The sequence below is a fragment of the Nonomuraea endophytica genome, from assembly GCF_014203235.1.
In the GTDB taxonomy this organism is placed as follows: Bacteria; Actinomycetota; Actinomycetes; order Streptosporangiales; family Streptosporangiaceae; genus Nonomuraea; species Nonomuraea endophytica.
Map to the genome: position 1 here is coordinate 12,177 of NZ_JACHIN010000028.1, position 23,596 is coordinate 35,772.

Genomic DNA, 23,596 nt, shown 5'->3' on the forward strand with positions numbered 1-23,596 from the left:
CAAAGGGATTTTCAAGATGCTGATTCAGCCTTGGGACACCGCCCGCAGCGAGGACGAGTGGCACGAGTGGCTGCGCGGGCGCGACTTCGGCCTGCTGGCGGCCAACGGGGTGGACGGCGGGCCGCCGATGGTCGTCCCCTCGCACTTCCTGTTCGACGGCGAGCGGGAGGTGTGCCTGCACCTGGCCAGGCCGAACCCGATCTGGGCGGCGCTGGAGGCCGACCCGCAGGTGACGCTGACCGTCGCCGACGACTACGCCTACATCCCCTCCACCTGGCGCGCCCCCGTGGACGGCGTGCCGACCAGCTACTACGCCGCCGTCCAGCTCCTCTGCCGGGCCGAGATCCTGGACGAGCGGGAGGACAAGGCCGAGATCCTGCGCCGCCAGCTCGCCCACCACCAGCCCGGCGGCGGATACGGCACGATGTCGGCCACCGAGGGGCCGTACCAGAAGATGCTCTCGGCCATCCGCGGCCTGCGGCTGGAGGTCGTCGAGGTGCGGGCGAAGTTCAAGTACGACAACCAGAAGCCGGTCGAGCTCCGGGAACGGGTCGCCGGCCACCTCGCCGCCCGCGACCAGGTCCGCGACGCCGGGGCACGGACCCAGATACTCCGTCACCTCGCCGCCGGCGCGGAGAGCTGAGCCGTACCCCATCTGGCCACGGAACGGCCAAGCCGAGGACGGCGGCGCGGACGGCTGAGCCGTACCTCAGCTGAGGCGTGTCTCAGCCTGCGACGGGGCGGCGGCGTGGGATGGGCAGGAGGGTGCGGTCGGCTCCCTTGGTCGCCCAGAGGGCGACGGCGATGAAGAGCACCTGCTCGGGCGTGCGGAACCACAGCGGCGTGGCCTCGTCGCCCCCGAACGAGACTCCCGCCAGCGCGGCGTGGACGTTGGCCGGGAACATCACCACGAACAGCGCGGCGAGCGCGAACCCGGCCGCCCAGCGGGTACGGGCGAGCACGAGCCCGGCGGCGCCGAGCAGCTCCAGCACACCGGTGAGGTAGACGACGGCGCTCGGGAACGGGACGAACGGCGGCACCATCGCCACCATGTCGCCGTGTCCGGGCATCGGCAGCGGCGAGCCCGAGGGTACGAAGTGCGCGCTCGCGGTGACCACCAGCAGCACGGCCATCCCGTGCGCCGCGCTGACCGGCCACGACGCGAACCTGCCCACCCCGAGCGCCCCCAGCAGCCGGAACCCCAGCACGGCGACCACCAGCACGATGACGGTGAGAAACATGACCCCTCCACATGGATAGCAAGTGATTAGATAGTACAGCTATCCAATGGTTGCGCAAGGGGGTAGGGACAGCCCTACCCCCACGACGCCGGTACGCAGGGTCGTCGGGCCCGAGCCCGCTCCGTAGCGTCTTGTGCCATGAGAACCCTCCAGCACCGCATCACCACCGACACCCGCTATGTCCTGGCCGGCTTCCCGGTCACCGTCATCGCCTTCGTCTTGGTCGTCGCGGGCGTGGCGGCCGGTCTGGGCAGCGCCGTGGCCTTCGTCGGCCTTCCGGTGCTCGCCGCGACCGCGGTCCTGGCCAGGAAGTTCGCCGACGCGGAGCGGACCGCTCTGCCCGGCGTCACCGGCCAGGCCTTTTCCCGGCCCGAGTACCCGCGTGCCCCCGTGGGCGCGGGCTGGTTCCGCCGCGCGATGACCCCGATCGCGAACGGCCAGGCCTTCCTCGACCTGGTGCACGCGATCGTGGCGCTGCCGTTCGCGATCGTGTCGTTCGTCCTGACGGCCGTGTGGTGGGCAGGGGCGATCGCCGGGCTGACCTTCCCGATCTACGGATGGGCGCTGGCCAAGATCCCCGGGCTCGACGGCGGCCTGCCGGCGCTGCTCGGACTGGGTGACGGCGACGGCGTCTTCGTCGCCTTCAACACCGCGGCCGGGCTGATGTTCGCGCTGACGCTCCCGGCGGTCGTGCGGATCGCCGCGACGCTCAAGGCGAGCCTGGCCCAGGCGCTGCTCACCCGCCCGGCTCCGCTGCGGCAGCCGGTGCGCCACCCGTACGAGGAGAGCGTGCTCGCCGCGTGAGCGCCCTCCCCGGGCCGTCGCCGCAATCCGCGGCGGCGGCCCTCGCCTTTATCTGGGGGGCCGCCGTTTTATGGCGGGGCTTGCTCGCGGAAGGCCGTGGGTGACATTCCCACCCGCTGGGTGAAGACGCGGGTGAAGTAGGCGTGGTCGGCGTAACCGACCCTTCGGGCGATGGCGCCCACGGGCAGGCCGGTGTCGGCGAGCATCACCTTCGCCCGGTCCAGGCGGTGCCGGGTGAGGTAGTCGATCGGGGTGTCACCGGTGACGGCGCGCACGGCCGCGATCAGCGTGTCACGCGACACGGACAGTTCCCTGGCCACCTCGCCGACCTTGACCGGGCGTTCCAGGTCGGCGGTGAGCAGGGCGATCGCCCGGTGGCCCAGCGGCGAGGCCGGGGCCCGGTCCGCCGAGAGGCCGTGTCCGGGGCCGACGGCGTGGATCACCGTGTGGAGCGCGGCGCCGAGTTCGACGTGGTCGGGGAGGGAGGCGGCCCGTCCGGTCAGCTCGACCAGCCGGGTCATCGCCGCCGCCACCGCGGCGGGGTCGGTCACCTCCACGGCCGCCACTCCCCCGCCGAGGTAGCCGAGGTTCTCGTAGCCGCCGGTGCTCGGTCCTTCGAACAGCACCCAGTGCTCGTCCCAGGTCCCGCCCGATGGCCCGTACGTGTGCAGGACTCCGGGTGGGAGCCAGAAGAAGGTGCCGGGCCCGACCCGGTGCCGTCCGGGGCGGTCGTGCAGGACGAAGTGCCCGGTGCCCGCGGTGACCAGGACCCCGGCGTACCCGGTCAGCGCCTGCCGGGTGCGGGGGCGGTCCTGGCCCCGGATCGTGCCGGCTCCGGTGACGGCCAGGCCGAGGGCGCGGGCGCCTTCGGGCGGGGTCCGGTAGTGGGCGATCTGCTCCGACATCCCACCCAACTCCCCGACAAAAGTGCAAATGGATCCGAAATCACTGCATATCATGCACGGCTACCGGTGCCTGACCATGGGGTCATGACCGCGCCGGCATCGACAGATGTCCTCACCTCGAACGGCTACCGCCTCGATTCGAGCCCGCGGCGGCTCGGCCGGCTTGAGCCCGTCCGCGACTCCGAACGCCACGACCGGGCCGCGCTGCGGCACCGGCTGGCCCGCGACGGCTACCTGTTCCTGCCGGGTTTCCTCGACCGTGCGGAGATCCTGGAGTTCCGCCGCCACTACTTCGCGGCGCTTGAGGGGACGGGCGTCACTGAGCCGGGCAGCGACCCCCGGCTCGGCCGGGCCGCCCGCGGCGGGCTCGACCGGGCGCGGATGCGCCGGGTGCTGTTCGGCGACATCGTCCCCGGCGCCGAGTACGAGGCGTTGTGCCGCCACCCCCGGATCGCCGGCTTCTACCGGTGGCTGCTGGACACCGAGGAGGTGCATCTGCACCGCAGGAAGCTGATCCGGCACATCGTGCCCGGCGAGTCGGGTGTCGGCACCGCCACCCAGGCCCACTACGACCTCGTCTACCTGCGCGAGGGCACCGACAAGGTGCTGTCCTCGTGGATCCCGCTCGGCGACTGCCCGATCGAGCGCGGGCCGCTCATCTACCTGGAGGGCAGCCACCACCGGGTCCTGGCCGAGGAGGCCGCGGGCACGCTCCGGCGGCCCGCCGCCTCGATCACCGCGGACCTGCCCGCGCTGGCCGAGGAGTACGACGCCCGCTGGCTCGTCACCGGTTTCCGGGCGGGCGACATGATGGTCCACGGCGCGCACATCGTCCACGCCTCCCTGGACAACGTGGACCCGGAGGGGCTGGTCCGCCTGTCCACCGACATCCGCTACCAGTCGGCCACCGAGGTCATCGACCCGCGCTGGCAGAACCACTGGGACACGAACGACGGCCTCTGAGGGTCAGCTCTCCGCCATCGCCGGCATGCCGAATCCAGGCCGGGCGTCACCCTACGGAGTGATGCGGGACCACCCCTCGGGATGGAACTCGTGGCGGGCGACGAGCCCGTTCTCGTAGGCGTAGATCACGGCGTGCACGCGGTCGCGCAGGTTCAGCTTCTGCAGGACGGCCCGGACGTGCGACTTGACCGTGTTCTCGCTCAGCACCAGTTCCGCGCGGATCTCGCTGTTGGATCTGCCGCGGGCGAGCAGGCCGAAGATCTCGACCTCGCGCGGGGTGAGGCCGTCCAGGGCCGCCGTCCTGCGCATCGGCACCTGCCGTACCAGATCGAGGATCGTCGCGGCCACCCCCGGGGCCAGCGCCGACGTCCCGGAGGCGACGTCACAGACGGCCTGGGCCAGGGCGGCGGGGCGGACGTCCTTGGTCAGGTAGCCGCTCGCGCCGGCCCGGATGGCGGCCACGACCAGTTCGTCGGCGTCGAACGTGGTCAGCATGAGGACCCGGGTCGCCGGTGCGATCCTGACGATCTCCGCCGTGGCGGCGACGCCGTCCATGCGCGGCATGCGGATGTCCATCAGCACCACGTCGAGGCGGTGGCGCCGGACGACCTCGATCGCGTCGGCGCCGTTCGCGACGTCGTGGGTGACCTCGATGCGCTCGTCGGCCGACAGCACCGTGCGGAGCGAGGCCCGCAGCAGCTCCTGGTCGTCGACGAGCATGACGCGGATCATGCGCCCTCCTTCGTGGGGAGCCGCGCTCGCAGCGCCCAGCCGTCGTGCCCGTCGTCGATCGACAGGGTGCCGCCCGCGGTACGCACACGTTCCTCGATTCCCAGCAGGCCGGTGCCGTGGCTGCCGGCCTCGCGCCGCGCCTTGCCGCCGTCGTCGCGTACCTCCACCACCAGCTCGGCCGGGGTCCAGCGCAGGTGGACGGTCACCTCGACCGGTGGTTCGAGGTGGCGCAGCGCGTTGGTGATGCCTTCCTGCACGGTACGGACCGCCGCGACCTCGGCGCTCAGGCTCAGCGGCCGTCGCTCGCCCACCTCCGCGAACGTCACCGCGTGGAGCGGGCTCGCGGCCGAGGCCACGAGGTCGGGGAGGGCGTCCAGCGAGATCGGGACCTCTCCGCGCGGCGGCACGGTGGCCGGGCCCAGCGTGGCCAGCATCGCCCGCAGACCCTGGTGGGCGTCCCGGCCGGCCTCGGCGATGTCGCCGAGTTCGCGGCGGGTCGCCGGATCCGCCGTCGTCACCGCCGCGGCCTCGATCCGCGCGACCATGACGGTGACCGTGTGGGCGATCACGTCGTGCAGGTCGCGGCGGATGCTGGCCCGCTCGTCCGCGACCGCCTCGGCCAGGCGTACGCTCTCCGCTCGCCGGCTGGCCTCGCGCCTGCGGCGTACCAGCAGGGCGGCCAGCCACACGCCGACGACCACCAGCACCAGCAGCCCGCCCTCGATCAGGCGGGTCCAACCGGCGATGTCCGACGGCAGCCGGTCCCACGCCACCACCTCGTTGAGCACGATCCCGAGCAGCGCGACGGCCAGCGCGACCAGCGACGACCTGACCGGGACCAGGCCGGTCAGCCGCCACAACATGTAGGGGAAGCAGGCGGCCGACGGCAGCATGCCCGGTGACCAGCCCGGGAAGGGCATCGTCACCAGGACGAGCATGGCCAGCGCGCCGATCGTGTAGCCCACCCACGGGCGTCGATTGACCATGACCGCGCCCACGTGGAGCAGGACGGCGGCACCGGCGACGACGAGGAGCTGCCACAGGTTCGCGCCGAGATACCTGGCGCCCACCAGGATGATCACCGTCAGGAGACCCAGGACCGCGTGCGCCACCACCGTCGTCGCCGGCCAGGTGCTCCGGCGCTGGGAGGCTGTCACGGTCGTCGCCTTCCGGTGGGCTCGTGGTGGGGAGCCGTACCTGGCTCGACCTGCCACAGGATAGCCAGCGGCGAGCGGTCCCCCGCCACGAACCCCGCCGATGAGCAGGCGCTTCCCTGAGCTTTGGTCAAGGTTGGTGGTGGTATTCGCTGATCACGCTTGTGACGACCGGTATGAGGTGATGAGGCGGGCGAGGTGGCGGCCGGCGATGCGCAGGGGTTCCTCGCTCTCGGCGACCTGGGCGGCCATCTCGGCGCCCTCCAGCGTGCTGATCACTGTGTGCGCGAGCTCGTAGGCGATCTCTTCGGGCAACCCGCTGCGGCGCAGCCTGGCGCCGACCAGTTCCCGCCACGCGGCGAACTCCTCCTCCGCGGCGCGCTGGATGTCGGGGGCCCGGCCGGTGCTCTCCAGGGCGGTGATGACGATGGGGCAGCCGTCCAGCCACTGGGAGGCGCGCAGTCCCTCCGCCAGTTCGTCGGCGCAGGCGGCGATCGCCACGGCCGGGTCGTCCTCGCGCTCCAGCGCCTCCCGCAGCATGTCGGCGAACTCCTGGCCGCCGTGCCGCACGGCCGCGATGGCCAGCTCCGTCTTGCCTCCGGGGAAGAAGTGGTAGACGGAGCCGAGCGTGGCCTCGGCCTCCTGGGAGATCTGCTTGAGCCCCGTGGCCGCGTACCCCTGCCGCTGCATCAGGCGGGCGGTGGTGCGGACGATGCGCTCCTTGGTCTTCATGGCTCCGCATTCTATTGGATAGAGCGTTCATTCTAGTGGCGTGCTACAGTCCCGTCTCACTAGATAGAACGTTCATTTTAGGGAGGACGCATGTCCGTCACCGTCATCGGCCTCGGCCCCATGGGGCACGCGATGGCCACCGCCTACCTGGACAAGGGCTACGACGTCACCGTCTGGAACCGCACCGCACGCAAGGCCGACGACCTGGTCGCCCGCGGCGCGCACCTGGCCCCGGGCGTGGAGGCGGCGCTCAAGGCCAACGAGCTCGTGGTGCTGAGCCTGACCGGCTATGACGCCGTCCACGCCATTCTGGAGCAGGTGCCGCAGGCGCTGGCCGGCCGTACCGTGGTCAATCTGACCTCCGACACGCCCGCCAACGCGCGGACGGCGGCGGAGTGGGTGGCCTCGCACGGCGGGACGCAGATCACCGGCGGCGTGCAGACGCCGCCGCCCGGCATCGGCACGCCCGGCGTCTCGACGTACTACAGCGGCCCCGCCGACGCCATTGAGACCCACCGGGCCGCCCTCGAAGTGCTGACCGAAGTCGACTACCTGGGCGAGGACCCCGGCCTGGCCGCCCTCTACTACCAGATCGGCATCGACATGTTCTGGACCGGGCTCGTGGGCTACCTGCACGGCCAGGCGATGGCGCGGGCGCACGGGGTGTCGGCGCGGCAGTTCCGGGAGCACGCGGTCAAGTCGCTGGACTTCGGGTACTTCGTGGAGCTCTACGCGCCGAGGATCGACGCGGGCGACCACTCCGGGGACATGGAGAACCTCGCGATGGCGGCGGCGAGCCTGGAGCACGTGGTGCGCACGGCCGAGGCGGCGGGGGTGGACGGGGCGATCCCGCGGGCCATCCTGGACACCTTCCGCCGGGGTATCGCCGCCGGTCATGGCCAGGACAGTCTCACCCGGCTCACCGACGTCCTGACGTCGTGATGTGAGGGGGCGTCCGCTCGCGCGACCCGGCCGCCCCCGTTAGGCCGGATCGCGGTCCGATTTCCGCGGCTTCAGCGGACGCCCCCCACACTCCGGCTGGCGGGCCCCACCCCCCGGTCGAGGGCCCGACCGCCGTGGCGACCTCGTGGTCACCGGTGAAACCGCCACATCAGGCCTGTGTGAGCCTTTCGGCTCGTCCCCCCCGATGCGGCGGTGCGGCTTCGATGCGGGCAACACTACGGTTGCGATCTTGTGGGCGAAACCCCGTTTACGGACAGCTCGTTGAACGGTCTGTAGTCATCGATATACGGAGCGTGTCAAGAGGGTGAGCGGTCACCCTCGCGCGACGAACGGTCGATCAAGGGGCCCGCGGCCGGCTCGGGAAGGTGCATCCGCGCCATCATGGCCGCCACCCCGGCCGGGATCCGACCGGGGGTGAGCAGGGAAATCATGACCATCACGGCGAAAGCCAGCGGCACCCCGACGGCCGGCGGGACGAACGGCTTCACGCCCACCCATTCCAGCCCCACAAGCACCGCCGTCAAGCCCCCACCCGCCGCGAACCCCGCGACGGCGCCCGCGGGGGTCAGCCGCCGCCACCAGATGCCCAGCACCAGCAGCGGGCAGAACGTGGCCGCCGACAGGCTGAAGGCGGCGAGCACCAGCGCCACCGATCCCACGGGACCGCTCGTCGCGGTCAGGACCAGGGCGGCCACGGTCACCCCCGCCAGCGAGGCACGGAACGAGCGCACCCCCGGCCGCGCCACACACGCCGACACCGCCCCCGACACCGCCCCGAGCACCCCGCACGACGTCGCGAGGAACGCCGCGAAGGCGCCGGCCGACAGGACCCCGGTCAGCATGTTCCCGACGACGCCGGGCAACATCCGGGACGGCATCAGCAGCACGACCTCCTCGCCCCCCGCCCCGGGAAAATGCACGTTCCCCAGAACTCCATATAAAGGGGGCACCACGGCGAACACCCCGAGCAGCACCTGCGCCGCCACGATCGACCGGCGCGCCCCGCGCCCGTCCGGGGCCGCGTAGACCCGGACCACGACGTGCGGCAGCCCCATGGTCCCGAGCGCGCAGGCCAGCAACACCGTCAGCACACCGGCCAGCGACTGGTCGCCAGAGCCGTACCCGCCGGAAAGCCCTTCGGCGGGGGGCAGCTGACCGCAGTGCCACGTGCACCACAGCAGCAGCCCCACACCGAGGAAGGCGACCAGCTTCACCCAGAACTGCGAGGCCTGCACGCTCGTGACGCTGCCCATGCCACCGGCCAGCGCCACACCGGCGGCGGTGCCGGCGACCGCCGCCCAACCGGCCCACGGCGGCAGCCCGGTCAGCATCCGCGTGACGATCCCGGCCGCCTGGAACTGCGCCACGAGGAACAACAGCCCGATCCCCAGCACCCAGCACGTGGTGAAGCGCCGCAGCCGCGCCGAACCCAGCCGCCATTCCGCGAAGTCGGGCAGCGTGAACGTCCCGGACCTGCGCAGGGGCGCGACCACCAGCGCCAGCACGACCACGAACCCCGCCGCCGCGCCCACCGGGTACCACAGCATGGGCGCACCGTGCGTGGCGATGAGCCCGGCCAGCCCCAGGCAGACGGCGGCGCCGGTGAACTCGGCGCCGATGGCCGCGCCGTTGCGCAACGGCCGCACCGCCCGCGCCGCCACGTAGAACTCCGCCACGCTGGTGTAGCGGCGCGGGCGGACGGTGCCCATGATCACGGCGAGGACGAGCACGACGGCGATCCCGGCCAGCGCCGCGACGGTCACGGTCCCGCTCGTTCGGCCTGCTCGGCATGCCGCAGATGGCGTACGGCCAGCAGCACCCACACCGGCTGGACCCCCACCGACAGCGCCACCCACCAGCGCACGTCGGCGATCCCGGCGGCCAGCACCGGCGCGCCGACCAGCACGGCCAGCCCGGCCCCCGCGGTGAAGGCGCCCGCCGAGAGCTGCCGGCGCATGGCCGCCCGCGTCTCCGCGTCACGGGAGACGTCGGCGGGCGGCGCCGCATCCAGCCGCCCGACCGCGACGGGACGACGTTCGACCAGCACGCGGCGCGCGGTCACTGCGCAAGCCGATGCTGGTTGACGAGCTGCTCGCGCACCTGCCTGGTGTGGCGGCGGCTGACGGGCAGCGTCTCCGTGCCGACGGTGAGCGTCACCTTGCCGCCCTCGAAACGCAGCTCGCTGACGTGGCGGGCGGAGACGAGCGTGCTGCGGTGCACGCGGATGAAGCCGACCCCGGCCCAGCGGCGTTCGAGCGCGGCCAGGGACATGCGCACGAGGTAGCTGCCGTCGACGGTGTGCAACCGGACGTAGTCGCCCTTGGCCTCGGCGAACCAGACGGCCTGCTGCGGCACGAACCTGGTGCGCCCGCCGAGCTCCACGGGGATGACGTCGTCGAGACCGCAGTCGTCGGGCGGCGCGGCGACCGCCTCCAGCCTGCGCACCGCTTCGGCCAGCCGGTCGGCGCGCACCGGTTTGAGCAGGTAGTCGACCGCCTGCAGCTCGAAGGCCTGCACGGCGCAGTCGTCGTGCGCGGTGACGAACACCAGGCGCGGCGGGCTGGGGAACCCGCCGATGAGCCGGGCCAGGTCGAGCCCGTCGAGGCCGGGCATGCGGATGTCGAGGAAGACGCCGTCGAGCCGCTCCCCCGCACCGATCATCTGCACCATGTCCTGCAGCGCCGAGACCCCGTCGGCTGCGGTGAGGACCTGCTCCACCCTGCTGTCGCGGCGCAGCAGATAGGCCAGTTCCTCGAGAGCGGGCACCTCGTCGTCAACGGCCAGAACGCGTAGCATGCCGTCCACGCTGCCGCAAGAACGCCCAGCTCACAAGCGACACGCCTACGTTGAGTAAAGATTTGACTACAAAGAGCTAGGTCGGGTCTTGGGAACGCGCAGCCGTACGCGGGTGCCGGCGCCCAGCGCGGTCTCTACGGCGAGCCCGTAGTCCTCGCCGTAGATCTGGCGCAGCCGCACGTCGACGTTGGCCAGGCCGATGCCGCCGCCCTCGCGGCACGGGCCGTCGTCGAGCACCTGCCGGGCGTGCTCGGGGTCCATGCCGGCGCCGTCGTCCTCGACGGTGATGTGCGCCTCGGGGCCGGCGTCGCGGACCACGACGCGCACCTCGCCCGCGCCGCCGGCGGCGCGCATGCCGTGCTTGATGGCGTTCTCGACGAGGGGCTGCAGGCACAGGAACGGCACCGGCACCGGCAGCACCTCCGGCGACACCTGGACGGTGAAGCGCAGCTGGTCGCCGAACCGGGCGCGCTCCAGCAGCAGATACCGGTCGACGCAGGTCAGCTCGTCGGCCAGGGTCGTGAAGTCCTGGGCGCGGCGCAGCGCGTACCGGGAGAAGTCGGCGAAGTCGAGCAGCAGCTCGCGCGCGCGGCCGGGATCGGTGCGCACGAAGGAGGCGATGGTGGTGAGCGCGTTGTAGACGAAGTGCGGCGAGATCTGCGCGCGCAGGGCGCGCATCTCGGCCTCCAGCGCGCGGCGGCGGGAGGTGTCGAGCTCGGCGAGCTCCAGCTGGCCCGACACCCAGCGGGCGACCTCGGTGACGGTGCGCACGAGCGCCGCGCTCAGCTCCTCGTCATAGGCGGCCAGCGCGCCGACCACCCGGTCGTCGACGGTGAGCGGCACGACGACCGCGCCGTGCGGCTGCCCGGCGAAGACCTCCGCCCGGCCCGAGGTCAGCGCCGCGCGGGCGTGGTCGAGCACCTCGTCCGTGCAGGGCCCGTCCCACGCGAGGGCCGCGTCGGTGGAGGTGATCGCGAGCGCGTGGGTGCCGAGCAGTACGCGCAGATGCCTTACGGCCTTGCGTGCGGACTCCTTCGTGAGCCCGCCCCGCAGGGACGGCGCGGCCAGCGCGGCGATGTGCAGCGTCATGAACGTCGCCTCGTCCTTCCAGCCGCCTTCGGGCAGCTCGGGGCGGCGGCGCGCGACAAGGTAGCCGAGCGCGAATGCCAGGAGGGAGGCGAGCGCCACGAAGGCGGCGATCGACATGCGGCAAACCGTAGCCCGTCACGCGGGGTGTTCGGGCGGAAACGCTACGGAGGCCCCTCCCCCGGCTCCTCTTGGTATGAGTAGCGCTGCTCTCGCCACGGATCCGCCACGTTGTGATAGCCGCGTTCCTCCCAGAAGCCGCGCCGGTCCTCCAGCAGGTACTCGATGCTGCGCACCCATTTCACGCTCTTCCAGGCGTAGAGATGGGGCACCACGACGCGCAGCGGGAAGCCCCGGTCGGGGCTGATGGGCTTGTCGTCGAGCTCGGTGGCGAACAGCGTCTCCGGGGCGGTGAAGTCGGAGAAACGGACGTTGGCGCTGTAGCCGTACTCCGCCCAGATCATCACGTGCGTCACTCCGTCGGCGGGCGGCGCGGCGGCGAGGATCTCCTGCGGGCTGACGCCGCGCCACTCGTTCCCCATGATCGAGAACTTGGTGACGCAGTGGAAGTCGGCGAGCACGCCGGTGCGCGGCAGCTTCTCGAACTCCGGCCAGCTGAAGCGGTGCATCTCCCCTGACTTGGTGGCGCCGAAGACGCGGAAGTCCCAGCTGTCGGGCTTGAACTGCGGCACCCGGCCGTAGTGGATGACGGGCCGGCCGCGCGGGACGTACTGGCCTGGGGGCAGGCGCGACTCCTCCTCGTTCATTCGGCCATCCTGTCATCGCCCGGCGTGCGGCTCGTCGCCGGGTGGGAGTGCGCTACTATTGCGGCCTATGCGCACCGCATTCATCTTTTGGTATGGCGACGGACCCGTGAGGACCGATCGCCATGTGGCGCTGCGCTAGCACACACAGACGATCGAAAGGCCCCGGGTCCGTAAGGATCCGGGGCCTTTCGCATGTTCAGAGGAGAAACCATGGTCATCGTGATGGGCCCCGAGGCCACCCAGGACGACGTCGCCGCGATCGTCGCGGTCGTGCAGGCGGCCGGGGTGGAGGCGTTCGTGAGCCGCGGCGTACGGCGCACGATCGTCGGACTGGTCGGCGACGTGGCCCAGCTCGACCAGGGCAACCTGCGCGGCATGGCCGGGGTGCGGGACGTGATGCGCGTGTCCACGCCCTACAAGCTCGTCAGCCGGGAGAACCATCCGGAACGCTCCACCGTGCACGTGGGCGGGGTGCCGATCGGCCCGGACACGGTGACGCTGATCGCCGGGCCGTGCGCGGTGGAGACGCCGCAGCAGACGCTGGCCGCGGCGCTGATGGCCAAGAGGGCCGGGGCGACGTTGCTGCGGGGCGGGGCGTACAAGCCGCGCACCTCCCCGTACGCCTTCCAGGGCCTCGGCGAGGCGGGCCTGCGCATCCTGGCCGACGTGCGCGAGGAGACCGGGCTGCCGATCGTCACGGAGGTCGTGGACGCCCACGACGTCGAGCTGGTCGCCTCGTACGCCGACATGCTGCAGGTCGGCACCCGCAACGCGCAGAACTTCGCCCTGCTGCAGGCGGTCGGCGCGGCGGGCAAGCCGGTGATGCTGAAGCGCGGCATGAACGCCACGATCGAGGAGTGGCTGATGGCGGCCGAGTACATCGCGCAGCGCGGCAACCTGGACATCGTGCTGTGCGAGCGCGGCATCCGCACGTTCGAGACGGCCACGCGCAACACGCTGGACGTGTCGGCGGTGCCGGTGGCGCAGCGCCTGTCGCACCTGCCGGTGATCATCGACCCGTCGCACTCGGGCGGGCGCCGCGACCTGGTGCTCCCGCTGACCCGCGCGGCCATCGCCGTGGGCGCAGACGGCGTGATCATCGACGTCCACCCGGCGCCCGAGACCGCCCTCTGCGACGGCCCCCAGGCGCTGGTCGACTCCGACCTCGACGTGCTCGCCGACGTGCTCCACACCTTCCCGCCGCTGCTGGGCCGCGCCCCCGCCGTCGCTGCTGTCGCGCCTTAAGGACGCTGACCCTTAAGGACGCTGCCCCTTAGGGACGCTGCCCCTTAGGGACGCTGATCCTTTACGGCACAGCCGCCCCCACCGCCACCCGCCGACGCGCGCCGGCGGGTCGGTGGGATCGCTTCTCACGCCGGACGAACGCACCGCCGTAACGACCCTTCGTGACCCACCCGACGGGGCAAGCAACACCCCCGGCGACCGGCCGAGGAACCCGGCCACCCGACCGGTCCTCGGGTGTTGACGCCCGCGACCGAACCCCGCGGAGGTCCTGTGGGGTTAAGGAGGTTGGGTCCATGGCGTCGGGGTGCGTGGGGGTTCAGGGCGTTGGGGTTCAGGGGGCCGGGGTGACGCCTTCCAGGGTGTACTGCTGGATGGAGTCGGCCAGCTGGACGGCCAGTTCTTCGGCGTCGAGGCGCTTCTCGATCTGCTTCAGGTCCTCGATCTTGGCCCGGGTCTCGGCCCGCTTCGGCGCCAGCAGGGAGCAGCAGTCCTCGTCCGGCAGTTCGGAGATGGCCAGCGTGCCGATCCGGCGGGCCTCCGCCATGATCTCGGTCTTGTCCCAGCCGACCAGCGGCCGCAGGATCGGCAGCTCGACCGCGTGGTCCTGGGCGGTGATGTTGGCGAGGGTCTGGGAGGAGACCTGGCCGAGCGCGTCGCCGGTGATCAGGGCGGCGGCGCGGATGCGGTGGGCCACCTCCTCGGCGGTCTTCAGCATGAGCCGGCGCTGAGCGATGACGGCCAGCCGGTCCTGGCCGGAGTTGCGGATGGACTGCTGCGCCTTGCCGAACGGCACCACCCAGAGTCTCGACCCGCCCTGGAAGCGGTCGAGCTTGCGCACCAGCGCGTACGCCTTGTAGATCGACTCGCTCGTCGTGAACGGGATGCCGGAGAAGTGCAGGAAGTCCACGTGCAGGCCGCGGCGCATCATGCGGTAGGCGGCGACGGGCGAGTCGATGCCGCCGGACATGAGCACGAGCGCCCTGCCGCTGGAGCCGACGGGCAGGCCGCCCTGGCCGGGCAGGCCGTCGGTGAACACGAACACCTCGTCGCGGTCGACCTCGATGTGGAGGGTGAGCGCGGGGTTCTTGAGGTCGACGGGCAGGCCGTACTCGTCGTTGATGGCGCCGCCGACCATCCGGTCGAGTTCGTTGGAGCGCAGCGGGAAGCGCTTGTCGCGGCGGCGGGAGCGGACGGCGAAGGTGGCCTTGCGGGCGGCCTGCTCGGTGTCGCGGACCAGTTCGAGGCCGGCCTTGACGACGGTGTCCGGGTCCTTGGCGACGCGCCAGGCGCGGTGGATCCACACCAGCCCCGGCACGTCGGCGACCCGGGCGGCCACGGCGTCGGCCTGCTCGACGGTGGTGCCGGTGGGCAGGAAGATGGCGATCACGCCGTGCCGCTTGCGCACGTCGACCTTGATGTCGAGCTCACGCAGGGCGTTGCGGATGTTGCCGATCAGGCGGCGTTCGAACAACTCGCGGTTCTTGCCCTTGAGGACGATCTCGCCCAGCTTGAGCAGTACACACGGCTCACCCAGGGCGGTGATCGTCATGGGGGTCCTCCGATATTTCCAGTGCTTTCGACCTACCGAGTTTAGTCCTCGTCCAGACCACGCTCGATCGCATATCGGACAAGCTCCACCCGGTTGTGCAGCTGGAGCTTGTTGAGCGTGTTCTGAACATGGTTCTGCACGGTCCGGTGGGAGAGCACCAGCCGGTCGGCGATCTGCCGGTACGACAGCCCTTTGGCCACGAGCCTGAGCACCTCGGTCTCCCGCTCGGTCAGCCTCGGCCCGTCTTCTTCCTGCGCGGGCTGGGCCGCAAGCCTGCGGTACTCCCCGAGCACCAGCCCGGCCAGCCCGGGCGTGAACACCGCGTCGCCCTCGGCCGTCCGCCGGACCGCGTCAAGAAACTCCTCCCGCGAGGCCGACTTCACCAGATACCCCGAGGCCCCGGCCTTGACCGCAGCCAGCACGTCGTCCTGCTCCGCGCTGGCCGACAGCACCAATACCCGAGGCGGACTCTCCAGCCCGCTCAGCCCCTGCGCCACCTCGGCCCCGGACAGATCCGGCAACTGCAGATCGAGAACCACGACCTCGGGCCGCACCGCCCCGGCCACCCGGATCGCCTGCCGCCCCTCCCCCACGGCCGCCACGACCTCGTACCCGGCCTCCGCCAGATCCCTGGCCACCCCGTCACGCCACATCGGGTGGTCGTCCACCACCATCACCCGCACCATGCCCGCAGCGTACGGCAGCGGGCGAGGACCTCAGGAGCGGTCACCACCACCCCGCCCGAAACACCCAGCCGCGCTCTAGGGCCGGACGGGGATGCGGATCTCGATCTCGGTGCCGTCGCCTGGGGCGGTGATGATGGTGACGGTGCCGCCGGCGTCGGCGATGCGGCCTTTGATCGACTGGGCCACGCCCATCCGGCCGTCGCGTTCGGCCTGTTCCAGGCGGCCCGGGGGGATGCCGTCGCCTTCGTCCCTGACGCTGACGATGACGCAGTCCTCTTCCTGCTCGGCGAAGATCCAGGCGCGGGCGTCCGGCCCCACGTGGGTGCGGACGTTGTCCAGTGCCGCGCCGACCGCTGCCGCGACCTCGGCCGCTATGGCCGGGGGCAGGACTATGGGGGTGGCTGGGGTGGAGACGGTGACGGTGGCGGAGCCGTACCTGGTGAGGAGGGAGCGGAGGTCGCCGGAGGGGGCGGGGCGCAGGGAGATCAGGTCGCGCAGGGCGGCTTCCTGCTCGCCTGCCAGGCGTCCGAGTTCGGCCGCCTCGCCGCCGAGCTCCTGGCCGCGCCGCTGCACCAGTGCGAGGACCTGGAGCACGGAGTCGTGGATGCCGCGGGAGAGGCGGTCACGCTCGCGCTGGGCGGCCTCCATCTCGGCGGCCCGCTGCATGCGTTCCTCGGCCTGCTTGGCCAGGCGCGCCACGTGACCGACCACGACGCCGGACAGGAACAGCAGGACGGCGCCGTTGATGAGGACGGGCGCCTCGGGGGTGCGCACGCGCAGCCACACGTCGGCCGCGGCGACGATGGCCGCGCCCAGTGCGCCCAGGCGGCGTCCTCCGTAGACGGCCCAGGCGAGCACGGGTCCGGCGATCCAGGTGGCGGGCAGCGGCATGACGCCTTCGGCGTATTGGTAGGGCCCTTCCACGTACGGCGAGGCCAGCAGGCAGGCCAGCGTCACCAGCATGTCGATGACCAGCAGCGGCCAGCCGCGCAGCGCTTCCACGGAGTAGGCGAAGATCGACGCCGCGGTCCACAGCGCCATGAGGCTGAGGACGAACCACCCCATGACCGGCCGGGCGTACCCGTCGTGCTGGACCAGCAGCACACCGGCGTAGACCAGCGACGCGATCCTGAAGACGGCGATCGCGCGCCAGAACGGTCCCTCGATACCCATGAATCTTTCTCACGTTTCCGACAGGGGCAGTTGACAGATAGTCGAAGTATCCATGCGAATCGGGCCACACCACTGCCACAATCCGGTGATCCCTAATGCAAGGAAATATCGATACATGTCTACCGCTGTTAATCATTTCACCCACGGCCCGCTCACCCCGGCCCTCGCCTACGTGATGTCGTGCATCGGGTCAATGCTCGGACTGCGGCTGACCGCTCAGGCCCACGCCTCGCGCGGGGGTTCGCGGGTGCGCTGGTTGCTCGGCGCGGCCGTATCGATCGGCGGCACCGGCATCTGGGTCATGCACTTCATCGCCATGATGGGCTTCGACATCGAGGGCACCCCGATCCGCTACGACGTGCCGCTGACCGTGGCCTCGGCCGTGGTCGCGATCGTGGTCGTGGGCACCGGCCTGTTCCTCGTCTCCTACGGCGGCGGCCGGGTGCTGGCGCTGCTCGGCGGCGGCCTGCTCACCGGCCTCGGCGTGGCGAGCATGCACTACCTCGGCATGTACGCCATGAACATGTCCGCCCACGTCTCCTACGACCGCCTGACCGTGGCCCTGTCGGTGGCGATCGCCGTCGTGGCCTCGACGGTGGCGCTCTGGTTCACGCTGCGGGTCAGGCGGCCCATCTGGATCGCCGGCGCCGCGCTGGTCATGGGCGTCGCGGTGGCCGGCATGCACTACACGGGGATGTTCGCGATGAGCGTCACCCCGCACCACGGGGCGGCACCGGTGCCGGGCGCCGACGCGCTCGACTTCCTGGTGCCTCTCATGACGGTGATCAGCCTCATCACCCTGACCATGCTGCTCATGGTCATCCTGTCGCCCTCGGAGGAGGAGCTCCACGAGGACGCCGAGCTTCTCGCCAGGCTGGAGCTGCGCAGGCGGACATCGCAGCAGCTCACGTACCCCGCACCGGTTCCCAGGCCGCAACCCGCGGGGAGGTCGCGCCGCCGTTAGTTGCACAGGCAGCGACCTGGGCCTCATACTCCCTTTGCTTTTCACGTTCAAGGGACGAATGCCCATGTCAGCTGTCGATCACTTCTCCTTCGGGTTCCTGACACCCGCTCTCGCCTACCTCATGTCAAGCGCCGGCTCCATGCTCGGCCTCCTGCTGACCTCACGCGCCCGCCTCGTCGGCGGGCGCGAGGGCCGGTTCTGGCTGGCCGGCGCGGCGCTCGCGATCGGCGGCACGGGCATCTGGACGATGCACTTCATCGCCATGATGGGTTTCGCCGTCACCGGCACGCCCATCCGCTACGACGTCCCGCTCACGGTCTTCTCCGCGGCGCTCGCGGTGGCGGTCGTGGGCGCCGGGCTCTTCCTGGTCGGCCGGGGCGGGGCCCGCCCGCCGTACCTGCTGGGCGGGGGCGCCCTGACCGGGCTCGGCGTGGCCGGCATGCACTACCTCGGCATGGCCGCCATGAACATGTCCGGGCACCTGCACTACGACCCGCTGGTCGTCGTCCTGTCGATCCTCATCGCGATCGCCACGGCCACGGTGGCGCTCTGGTTCACGCTGCGGGTGACGGGCGCCTGGCGCATCGGGGGCGCGGCGCTCATGATGGGCGCGGCGGTGTCCGGGATGCACTACACCGGGATGTTCGCGATGTCCGTGGAGCTGGTGCCGCCCAGCGGGCCCATCCCCGGCTCACGCGCCCTGGACTTCCTGCTGCCGCTCATCGTGGGCCTGTGCGTGGTCACCGTCGGACTGCTCCTGCTGGTGATCCTCTCCCCCTCGGAGAAGGAACTGCGCGGCGAGATCGCCTTCCAGGCCAGAAAGGCCGCCAGAGACGACGAAGGCGCGCCGGAGGTGAATCTCTTCGGCACGCCTCGTGGTTGAGCTATGTCCTGGGTACGGCTCGCGCCCCGGTGGGCCGCCGATGCTTCCGCGGCGCGAGCCGTACCCTGAGAGGGGTTGCAGCGGTTCGTCTAACCCCGCTGCGTTGAAAGGTACGGCCTGCCGCTTGCAAGCCGCTTACGGATGATCACGGTCCGCTTGCACGCTCAGCCGAAGAAGACCTCCGCCTCGGCGTAGCGCTCGTCCGGAACGGTCTTGAGCTCGGCCGTCGCCTCGTCGAGACCGACCCTGACGATGTCGGTGCCTCGCAGCGCGACCATCGTGCCGAACGCGCCGTCGTGGGCGGCGTCGATCGCCTGCAGGCCGAACCTGGTGGCCAGGACCCGGTCGAACGCGGTCGGGGTGCCGCCACGCTGGATGTGGCCGAGCACGGTGGTGCGGGCCTCCTTGCCGGTGCGCTTCTCGATCTCCTTGGCCAGCATCTCGCCGATGCCGCCGAGCCGTACGTGGCCGAAGGAGTCGAGCTCGCCGGTCTGCAGGGTCATCTGGCCCTCGATCGGGTGGGCGCCCTCGGCGACGACGATGATCGGCGAGTAGCGGGTGCGGAAGCGCGACTCCACGTACTCGCAGACCCGGTCGATGTCGAAGGGCTTCTCCGGGATGAGGATGACGTTGGCGCCGCCGGCCATGCCGGCGTGCAGCGCGATCCAGCCGGCGTGCCGGCCCATGACCTCGCAGATCAGCGCCCGGTGGTGGGATTCGGCGGTGGTGTGGAGGCGGTCGATGGCTTCAGTGGCGATGTTGACCGCGGTGTCGAATCCGAAGGTGTAGTCGGTGCCGGACAGATCGTTGTCGATCGTCTTGGGCACGCCGACGACCTTGACCTCGCGATCCCAGAGCTGCTTGGCCACGCCGAGCGTGTCCTCGCCGCCGATGGCGATCAGCGCGTCGACGCCGCCCGCCGCGAGGTTCTCCTTGATGCGGTCGACGCCGCCGTCGATCTTGATGGGGTTGGTCCTGGACGAGCCAAGTATGGTGCCGCCGCGCGGCAGGATGCCGCGTACGGCCTGGATGTCCAGCGGCATCGTGTCCCCCTCCAGGGGGCCACGCCAGCCGTCACGGAATCCGACGAACTCATGACCGTAAACACTCACGCCCTTGCGGACGACGGCCCTGATCACAGCGTTGAGACCGGGGCAGTCGCCGCCGCCGGTGAGCACTCCAATACGCATGGCGGGTTCCTCCCAATGGGGTTCACGACCCAGAATCGCATTGTGCCCGTGGCCTCGGGCAGTGGTCTAGACCAAATTCACGGCCCAGATTAGTAACAGGAAGGCGGTTCCGTGACTGTTTTGGCCATTGACGCGGGAACGACTGGAGTCACCGCCCTGATCGTGACCGAGGACGGCCGGATCGAGTCCCGGGGATATGAGGAGTTTCCGCAGCACTTCCCGGAACCGGGCTGGGTCGAGCACAACCCGGAGGACATCTGGCAGGCCACGCTCGCCGCGTGCGCGACGGCCCTGCGCGGCGCGGGGTCGCCGCCGTCGTGCGTCGGGATCACCAACCAGCGCGAGACCGCCGTCCTGTGGGACCGGCGCACGCTGGCCGCGCCGCGCAGGGCCGTGGTCTGGCAGGACCGCCGCACCGCCGGGGTCTGCGAGCGCCTGCGCGCCGCCGGGCACGAGCCGCGCGTGTCGGAGCTGACCGGCCTGCGCCTCGACCCGTACTTCACCGCCACCAAGCTCACCTGGCTCGCCGAGCACGACCCCGCCGCGTGGGCGGGCGTCACCTCGGGCCGCACCGCGCTCGGCACCGTGGACAGCTACCTCGTCGCCCGCCTGACCTCGGGCGCGCGCCACGTCACCGACCCGTCCAACGCCTCCCGCACTCTCCTGTACGGCCTGGCCTCCGGTACCTGGGAGCCGGAGCTGTGCGAGCTGTTCGGCGTCCCGGAGTCCGCGCTGCCGGAGATCGTCCCGAACTACGGCCCGATCGGCCGCACGGACCCGGACGCCTTCCTGGGCCTCGATCTGCCGATCAGCGGCATGGCCGGGGACCAGCAGGCGGCGCTGTTCGGCCAGACCTGCTTCGCGCCCGGCGAGGTGAAGTGCACCTACGGCACCGGCTCGTTCATCCTGACCAACACCGGCCCGGAGATCGTCCGCTCGGACGCCGGGCTGCTGACGACGGTGGCGTGGCAGAAGCCGTCGGGCGAGCTGACCTATGCGCTGGAGGGCTCCATCTTCGTGACCGGCGCGGCCGTACAGTGGCTGCGCGACGGCCTGGGCGTGATCGGGACGGCGGCCGAGTCGGAGGCCGTCGCCCGCACGGTCCCCGGCAGCTGCGGCGTGGTCTTCGTGCCCGCGCTGACCGGCCTCGGCGCCCCGCACTGGAACCCGGAGGCGCGCGGCCTCATCACCGGCATCACCCGCGGCACCACGCGCGCCCATCTGGTGCGCGCGACGCTGGAGGCGATCGCGTTCGAGGTGCGCGACGTGGTGGAGGTGATGGGCGGCTCGGTCGCCGGGCTGAAGGCCGACGGCGGCGCCAGCGGCAACGACCTGCTGATGGGGATGCAGGCCGACCAGCTGGGCGTGCCGGTGGAGCGCCCGGTCGTCCAGGAGACCACCGCGCTGGGCGCCGCGTTCCTGGCCGGTCTCGGCTCGGGCGTCTGGGGCTCGGCCGATGAGCTGCGCGCGACCTGGCGTCTGGACCGCCGCTTCGAGCCGGGCGTCCGCGACGACACCGCCTACGACCGCTGGCGCGCCGCCGTCGCGCTGACCAAGCACTAGAATCGTCAACCAGAGGTTGACGTTTTCGGTATCGTCAACCTATCGTTGACGCATGGATGGAACCGTTCGTCTCGACGACATCATCAACGCGATCAAGCAGCGCCACCCCGACGGCGACCCCCTCGGCGAACTGTCGGACGCGGTGTTCATGGGTGAGCACCTCGGCGAGGTGGCCGACCATCTCATCGGCCACTTCGTCGACCGGGCCCGCCACTCCGGCGCCTCCTGGACCGAGATCGGCCGCAGCATGGGCGTGACCAAGCAGGCCGCCCAGAAGCGGTTCGTCACCAAGGAGGGCTCGCTGGGCGACGACCTCTCCGTCTACACCCGCTACACCGACCGCGCCCGCCGCTGCGTCGTCGGCGCGATGGAAGCGGCCAAGAGCACCGGCCACGACCACATCGAGCCCGCGCACATCATCCTGGGACTGCTGCTCGAGCCCGAGGCGCTGGCCGGCAGGTGCATGGTCGCGCTCGGCGCCCCTCTCGACACGGTCAGGGAGGCGATGATCAACTCGCTGCCCCCCGGCACCGGCGCACCGGGCCCGCAGATCCCGTTCTCCGCCCAGGGCAGGAAGATCATGGAGCTGACCCTGCGCGAGGCCTTGCGGCTCGGCCACAACTACGTGGGCACCGAGCACATCCTGCTCGGCGCGCTGTCCCTGCCCGATGCGGCCGAGGTCGCCGCGGTGATCGTGCTGGAGGGCCTCGGCGTCACCAAGGAGGCGGCCGAGCGGGAGATCCTGCGCGTGCTCGGCGAGATCACCGGCGGGTCATAGCCGTCCGGCCATGACCCGCCGGCTCACAGTCGGCCTGCGGGGCCCTTGGCGAACCTGGTCAGGATGTTCGCGGTGGCGCGGCGGGTGAAGGCGGCGGCGTCCTTGGTGACGCCGTGGCCGCAGCGCCGCCCCCGCATCCCGCAGACCCAGCGCATGGTCCCGCTGGCGAACACCCCCGCGCCGCTGGGCGCGACGTAGTAGGTGCTGTGGGACACGGTCGCGCGGCCACCGCAGTCGACCGGGGACTCGGCCAGCACCTCCACCTCACGCGGCGAGCCGCGCGAGACCCGGTCCGTCTCCACGCCCGCCATGCCGGGGAAGCGCCGCCCGCGGGTGCCCGCGAAGATCCAGTGACCCGGCCTGCGCACCACGTACGCCGCCTCCGCCGGGAAGCAGTCGTACATCTGCCCCACCAGCGCGCTCTCCGGCGCGACGCTGCGCCAGAGCGGGCAGCGGGTCTCCTTGTCGCACTCGACCACCCGGCCGCTCAGCCCGATCTTCCAGTAGACGGCGTTCGCCCCGAGGAAGGCCAGGTTGACGCCGCGGTCGCGGGCGCGGGTGACGGTCTCGCGCATGCCGGTCGTCCAGTACTCGTCGTGGCCGAGCGAGACCACGGCCCGCGCCCCGTCCAGCACGCCGGGGCGCAGGTCAAGCGAGGTCAGGTAGGCGAGGCGGACGCCGCTGCGCTCGGCCACCTCGATGGCGTCCTTCTCCAGGTCGAGGAAGAGGCGGGCGCCATTGGTGTCGTAGGGGCGGTCGAAGGTGACGGCCCGCGAGCGGGCGGCGAAGCCGCCGGGTCCCTCGTAGAGGTTGCGGCCGCCCCAGCGGTTGTAGGCCTGCCAGGTGGTGACCGCGTTGACGATCACCACGCGGCCGGAGGTGGCGGCCGACCTGACCGTGATCGGCACGTACCTCTGGCCGCCGGTGGAGGCGTCCAGGCGCAGCAGATACGCGCCTTCCCGCCAGCCAGTCGTGTCCACGCGCAGCGACGGCTTCCAGTGGGCGGCGGTGACCATGCCGCCGGCGCCGGTCCTGGAGGCGGCCTGCCGTACGCCGGAGACCTGGCCGGAGGCCCACACCTGCGTGACAGGCGCGCCCATGCGGAAGGCCCGCACGGTGAAGCGCGGCGCCGTCGTGGATACGCGCAGCCCGAACCGCTCGCCCGGCAGGACGCTGACGCGGTCGGCGTAGCCCTCGATCTCGTGCTCGGCGCCCTGTTGGGTGATCCGCCACGGGACCGGGCCGGACGGCGCCGCGGCCTCCGGTGGCGCGGCGGGCGGGGCGACGGGGGCCGGGGCGGCGGCGGTGCAGCCGGCGGCCAGGGTCAGGGCCAGGGCCAGGGCCAGGGTCGCGGCCACGGCCCGGGCGGCGGTCGAGAGGAGCGTGCGCACGAGCGCTCATGATCACCGTCGCCGCCCGGAG

Annotated in this window: 24 protein-coding genes; 9 read left to right on the forward strand and 15 right to left on the reverse strand. The window is 71.6% G+C overall.

What is annotated here, in order from left to right; all coding sequences use genetic code 11:
- Positions 1 to 16 precede the first annotated feature (16 nt).
- Complete coding sequence (locus HNR40_RS51585) at positions 17 to 643, forward strand: FMN-binding negative transcriptional regulator (protein ID WP_184975828.1); 627 nt, start codon at positions 17 to 19, stop codon at positions 641 to 643.
- A gap of 82 nt (positions 644 to 725) precedes the next feature.
- On the opposite strand, the gene HNR40_RS51590 is transcribed toward HNR40_RS51585, so the two are convergent.
- Positions 726 to 1,241: a DoxX family protein gene (locus tag HNR40_RS51590; RefSeq protein WP_184975831.1), complete on the reverse strand. Its 516-nt coding sequence runs from the start codon at positions 1,239 to 1,241 to the stop codon at positions 726 to 728.
- A gap of 138 nt (positions 1,242 to 1,379) precedes the next feature.
- Here HNR40_RS51590 and HNR40_RS51595 point away from each other — a divergent pair, with 138 nt between their 5' ends.
- The gene (locus HNR40_RS51595; RefSeq protein WP_184975834.1) at positions 1,380 to 2,045 is read left to right on the forward strand and encodes a sensor domain-containing protein; all 666 of its coding nucleotides are present in this window, start codon (positions 1,380 to 1,382) and stop codon (positions 2,043 to 2,045) included.
- A gap of 68 nt (positions 2,046 to 2,113) precedes the next feature.
- Here HNR40_RS51595 and HNR40_RS51600 read toward each other — a convergent pair whose 3' ends face one another.
- Complete coding sequence (locus HNR40_RS51600; RefSeq protein WP_184975837.1) at positions 2,114 to 2,950, reverse strand: helix-turn-helix domain-containing protein; 837 nt, start codon at positions 2,948 to 2,950, stop codon at positions 2,114 to 2,116.
- A gap of 84 nt (positions 2,951 to 3,034) precedes the next feature.
- Here HNR40_RS51600 and HNR40_RS51605 point away from each other — a divergent pair, with 84 nt between their 5' ends.
- Positions 3,035 to 3,913, forward strand: a complete 879-nt coding sequence (locus HNR40_RS51605; RefSeq protein WP_184975840.1) for a phytanoyl-CoA dioxygenase family protein — start codon at positions 3,035 to 3,037, stop codon at positions 3,911 to 3,913.
- Positions 3,914 to 3,964: 51 nt separating this feature from the next.
- Here HNR40_RS51605 and HNR40_RS51610 read toward each other — a convergent pair whose 3' ends face one another.
- From HNR40_RS51610 to HNR40_RS51620, 3 genes are all read right to left on the reverse strand, one after another.
- Positions 3,965 to 4,645 carry a response regulator gene (locus HNR40_RS51610; RefSeq protein ID WP_184975843.1) on the reverse strand — a complete coding sequence of 227 codons (681 nt, stop codon included), beginning with the start codon at positions 4,643 to 4,645 and terminating at the stop codon, positions 3,965 to 3,967.
- Positions 4,642 to 5,802: a sensor histidine kinase gene (locus HNR40_RS51615; RefSeq protein WP_184975846.1), complete on the reverse strand. Its 1,161-nt coding sequence runs from the start codon at positions 5,800 to 5,802 to the stop codon at positions 4,642 to 4,644. The genes HNR40_RS51610 and HNR40_RS51615 overlap by 4 nt, the downstream gene beginning before the upstream one ends.
- 153 nt (positions 5,803 to 5,955) lie before the next feature.
- Positions 5,956 to 6,531: a TetR/AcrR family transcriptional regulator gene (locus HNR40_RS51620; protein WP_184975849.1), complete on the reverse strand. Its 576-nt coding sequence runs from the start codon at positions 6,529 to 6,531 to the stop codon at positions 5,956 to 5,958.
- Between the two features lie 90 nt (positions 6,532 to 6,621).
- Here HNR40_RS51620 and HNR40_RS51625 point away from each other — a divergent pair, with 90 nt between their 5' ends.
- Positions 6,622 to 7,473, forward strand: a complete 852-nt coding sequence (locus HNR40_RS51625) for an NAD(P)-dependent oxidoreductase (RefSeq protein ID WP_184975852.1) — start codon at positions 6,622 to 6,624, stop codon at positions 7,471 to 7,473.
- Between the two features lie 317 nt (positions 7,474 to 7,790).
- On the opposite strand, the gene HNR40_RS51630 is transcribed toward HNR40_RS51625, so the two are convergent.
- The 5 genes from HNR40_RS51630 to HNR40_RS51650 form a co-directional block, all read right to left on the reverse strand.
- Positions 7,791 to 9,257: a sodium:solute symporter family transporter gene (locus tag HNR40_RS51630; protein ID WP_312896866.1), complete on the reverse strand. Its 1,467-nt coding sequence runs from the start codon at positions 9,255 to 9,257 to the stop codon at positions 7,791 to 7,793.
- Positions 9,254 to 9,556: a hypothetical protein gene (locus tag HNR40_RS51635; protein ID WP_184975855.1), complete on the reverse strand. Its 303-nt coding sequence runs from the start codon at positions 9,554 to 9,556 to the stop codon at positions 9,254 to 9,256. Before HNR40_RS51635 ends, HNR40_RS51630 begins: the two co-directional genes overlap by 4 nt.
- Positions 9,553 to 10,290 (reverse strand): LytR/AlgR family response regulator transcription factor, encoded by a 738-nt coding sequence (locus HNR40_RS51640; protein ID WP_184975858.1) that lies wholly within the window; start codon positions 10,288 to 10,290, stop codon positions 9,553 to 9,555. The genes HNR40_RS51635 and HNR40_RS51640 overlap by 4 nt, the downstream gene beginning before the upstream one ends.
- Before the next feature lie 66 nt (positions 10,291 to 10,356).
- Positions 10,357 to 11,496, reverse strand: coding sequence for a sensor histidine kinase (locus tag HNR40_RS51645; protein ID WP_184975861.1), 1,140 nt, complete (start codon positions 11,494 to 11,496; stop codon positions 10,357 to 10,359).
- Positions 11,497 to 11,540: 44 nt separating this feature from the next.
- Complete coding sequence (locus HNR40_RS51650) at positions 11,541 to 12,143, reverse strand: sulfite oxidase-like oxidoreductase (RefSeq protein WP_184975864.1); 603 nt, start codon at positions 12,141 to 12,143, stop codon at positions 11,541 to 11,543.
- A 210-nt stretch (positions 12,144 to 12,353) separates the two neighbouring features.
- Between HNR40_RS51650 and aroF the strand changes: the two genes are divergently transcribed.
- Positions 12,354 to 13,388 carry a 3-deoxy-7-phosphoheptulonate synthase gene (gene aroF / locus HNR40_RS51655; protein ID WP_184975867.1) on the forward strand — a complete coding sequence of 345 codons (1,035 nt, stop codon included), beginning with the start codon at positions 12,354 to 12,356 and terminating at the stop codon, positions 13,386 to 13,388.
- A 331-nt stretch (positions 13,389 to 13,719) separates the two neighbouring features.
- On the opposite strand, the gene thiI is transcribed toward aroF, so the two are convergent.
- The 3 genes from thiI to macS all read right to left on the reverse strand — a co-directional run bounded on the left by thiI (position 13,720) and on the right by macS (position 16,796).
- Positions 13,720 to 14,937, reverse strand: a complete 1,218-nt coding sequence (gene thiI / locus HNR40_RS51660; protein ID WP_184975870.1) for a tRNA uracil 4-sulfurtransferase ThiI — start codon at positions 14,935 to 14,937, stop codon at positions 13,720 to 13,722.
- A 41-nt stretch (positions 14,938 to 14,978) separates the two neighbouring features.
- The gene (locus HNR40_RS51665) at positions 14,979 to 15,623 is read right to left on the reverse strand and encodes a response regulator (protein WP_184975872.1); all 645 of its coding nucleotides are present in this window, start codon (positions 15,621 to 15,623) and stop codon (positions 14,979 to 14,981) included.
- Between the two features lie 75 nt (positions 15,624 to 15,698).
- Positions 15,699 to 16,796: a MacS family sensor histidine kinase gene (macS, locus tag HNR40_RS51670; RefSeq protein WP_184975875.1), complete on the reverse strand. Its 1,098-nt coding sequence runs from the start codon at positions 16,794 to 16,796 to the stop codon at positions 15,699 to 15,701.
- A gap of 115 nt (positions 16,797 to 16,911) precedes the next feature.
- On the opposite strand from macS, the gene HNR40_RS51675 reads away from it, so the two are divergent.
- Complete coding sequence (locus tag HNR40_RS51675; protein WP_184975877.1) at positions 16,912 to 17,760, forward strand: MHYT domain-containing protein; 849 nt, start codon at positions 16,912 to 16,914, stop codon at positions 17,758 to 17,760.
- A gap of 64 nt (positions 17,761 to 17,824) precedes the next feature.
- Positions 17,825 to 18,643 (forward strand): MHYT domain-containing protein, encoded by an 819-nt coding sequence (locus HNR40_RS51680; RefSeq protein WP_184975880.1) that lies wholly within the window; start codon positions 17,825 to 17,827, stop codon positions 18,641 to 18,643.
- A 164-nt stretch (positions 18,644 to 18,807) separates the two neighbouring features.
- Here HNR40_RS51680 and HNR40_RS51685 read toward each other — a convergent pair whose 3' ends face one another.
- Complete coding sequence (locus tag HNR40_RS51685) at positions 18,808 to 19,833, reverse strand: 6-phosphofructokinase (protein WP_184975882.1); 1,026 nt, start codon at positions 19,831 to 19,833, stop codon at positions 18,808 to 18,810.
- 111 nt (positions 19,834 to 19,944) lie between these two features.
- On the opposite strand from HNR40_RS51685, the gene HNR40_RS51690 reads away from it, so the two are divergent.
- Both HNR40_RS51690 and HNR40_RS51695 read left to right on the forward strand, forming a co-directional pair.
- The gene (locus tag HNR40_RS51690) at positions 19,945 to 21,396 is read left to right on the forward strand and encodes an FGGY family carbohydrate kinase (protein WP_184975885.1); all 1,452 of its coding nucleotides are present in this window, start codon (positions 19,945 to 19,947) and stop codon (positions 21,394 to 21,396) included.
- A gap of 52 nt (positions 21,397 to 21,448) precedes the next feature.
- On the forward strand, positions 21,449 to 22,174 hold the full coding sequence (locus tag HNR40_RS51695) for a Clp protease N-terminal domain-containing protein (RefSeq protein ID WP_184975887.1): 726 nt from the start codon (positions 21,449 to 21,451) through the stop codon (positions 22,172 to 22,174).
- A gap of 23 nt (positions 22,175 to 22,197) precedes the next feature.
- On the opposite strand, the gene HNR40_RS51700 is transcribed toward HNR40_RS51695, so the two are convergent.
- On the reverse strand, positions 22,198 to 23,565 hold the full coding sequence (locus tag HNR40_RS51700) for a N,N-dimethylformamidase beta subunit family domain-containing protein (protein ID WP_184975891.1): 1,368 nt from the start codon (positions 23,563 to 23,565) through the stop codon (positions 22,198 to 22,200).
- Between the last annotated feature and the right edge of the window lie 31 nt (positions 23,566 to 23,596).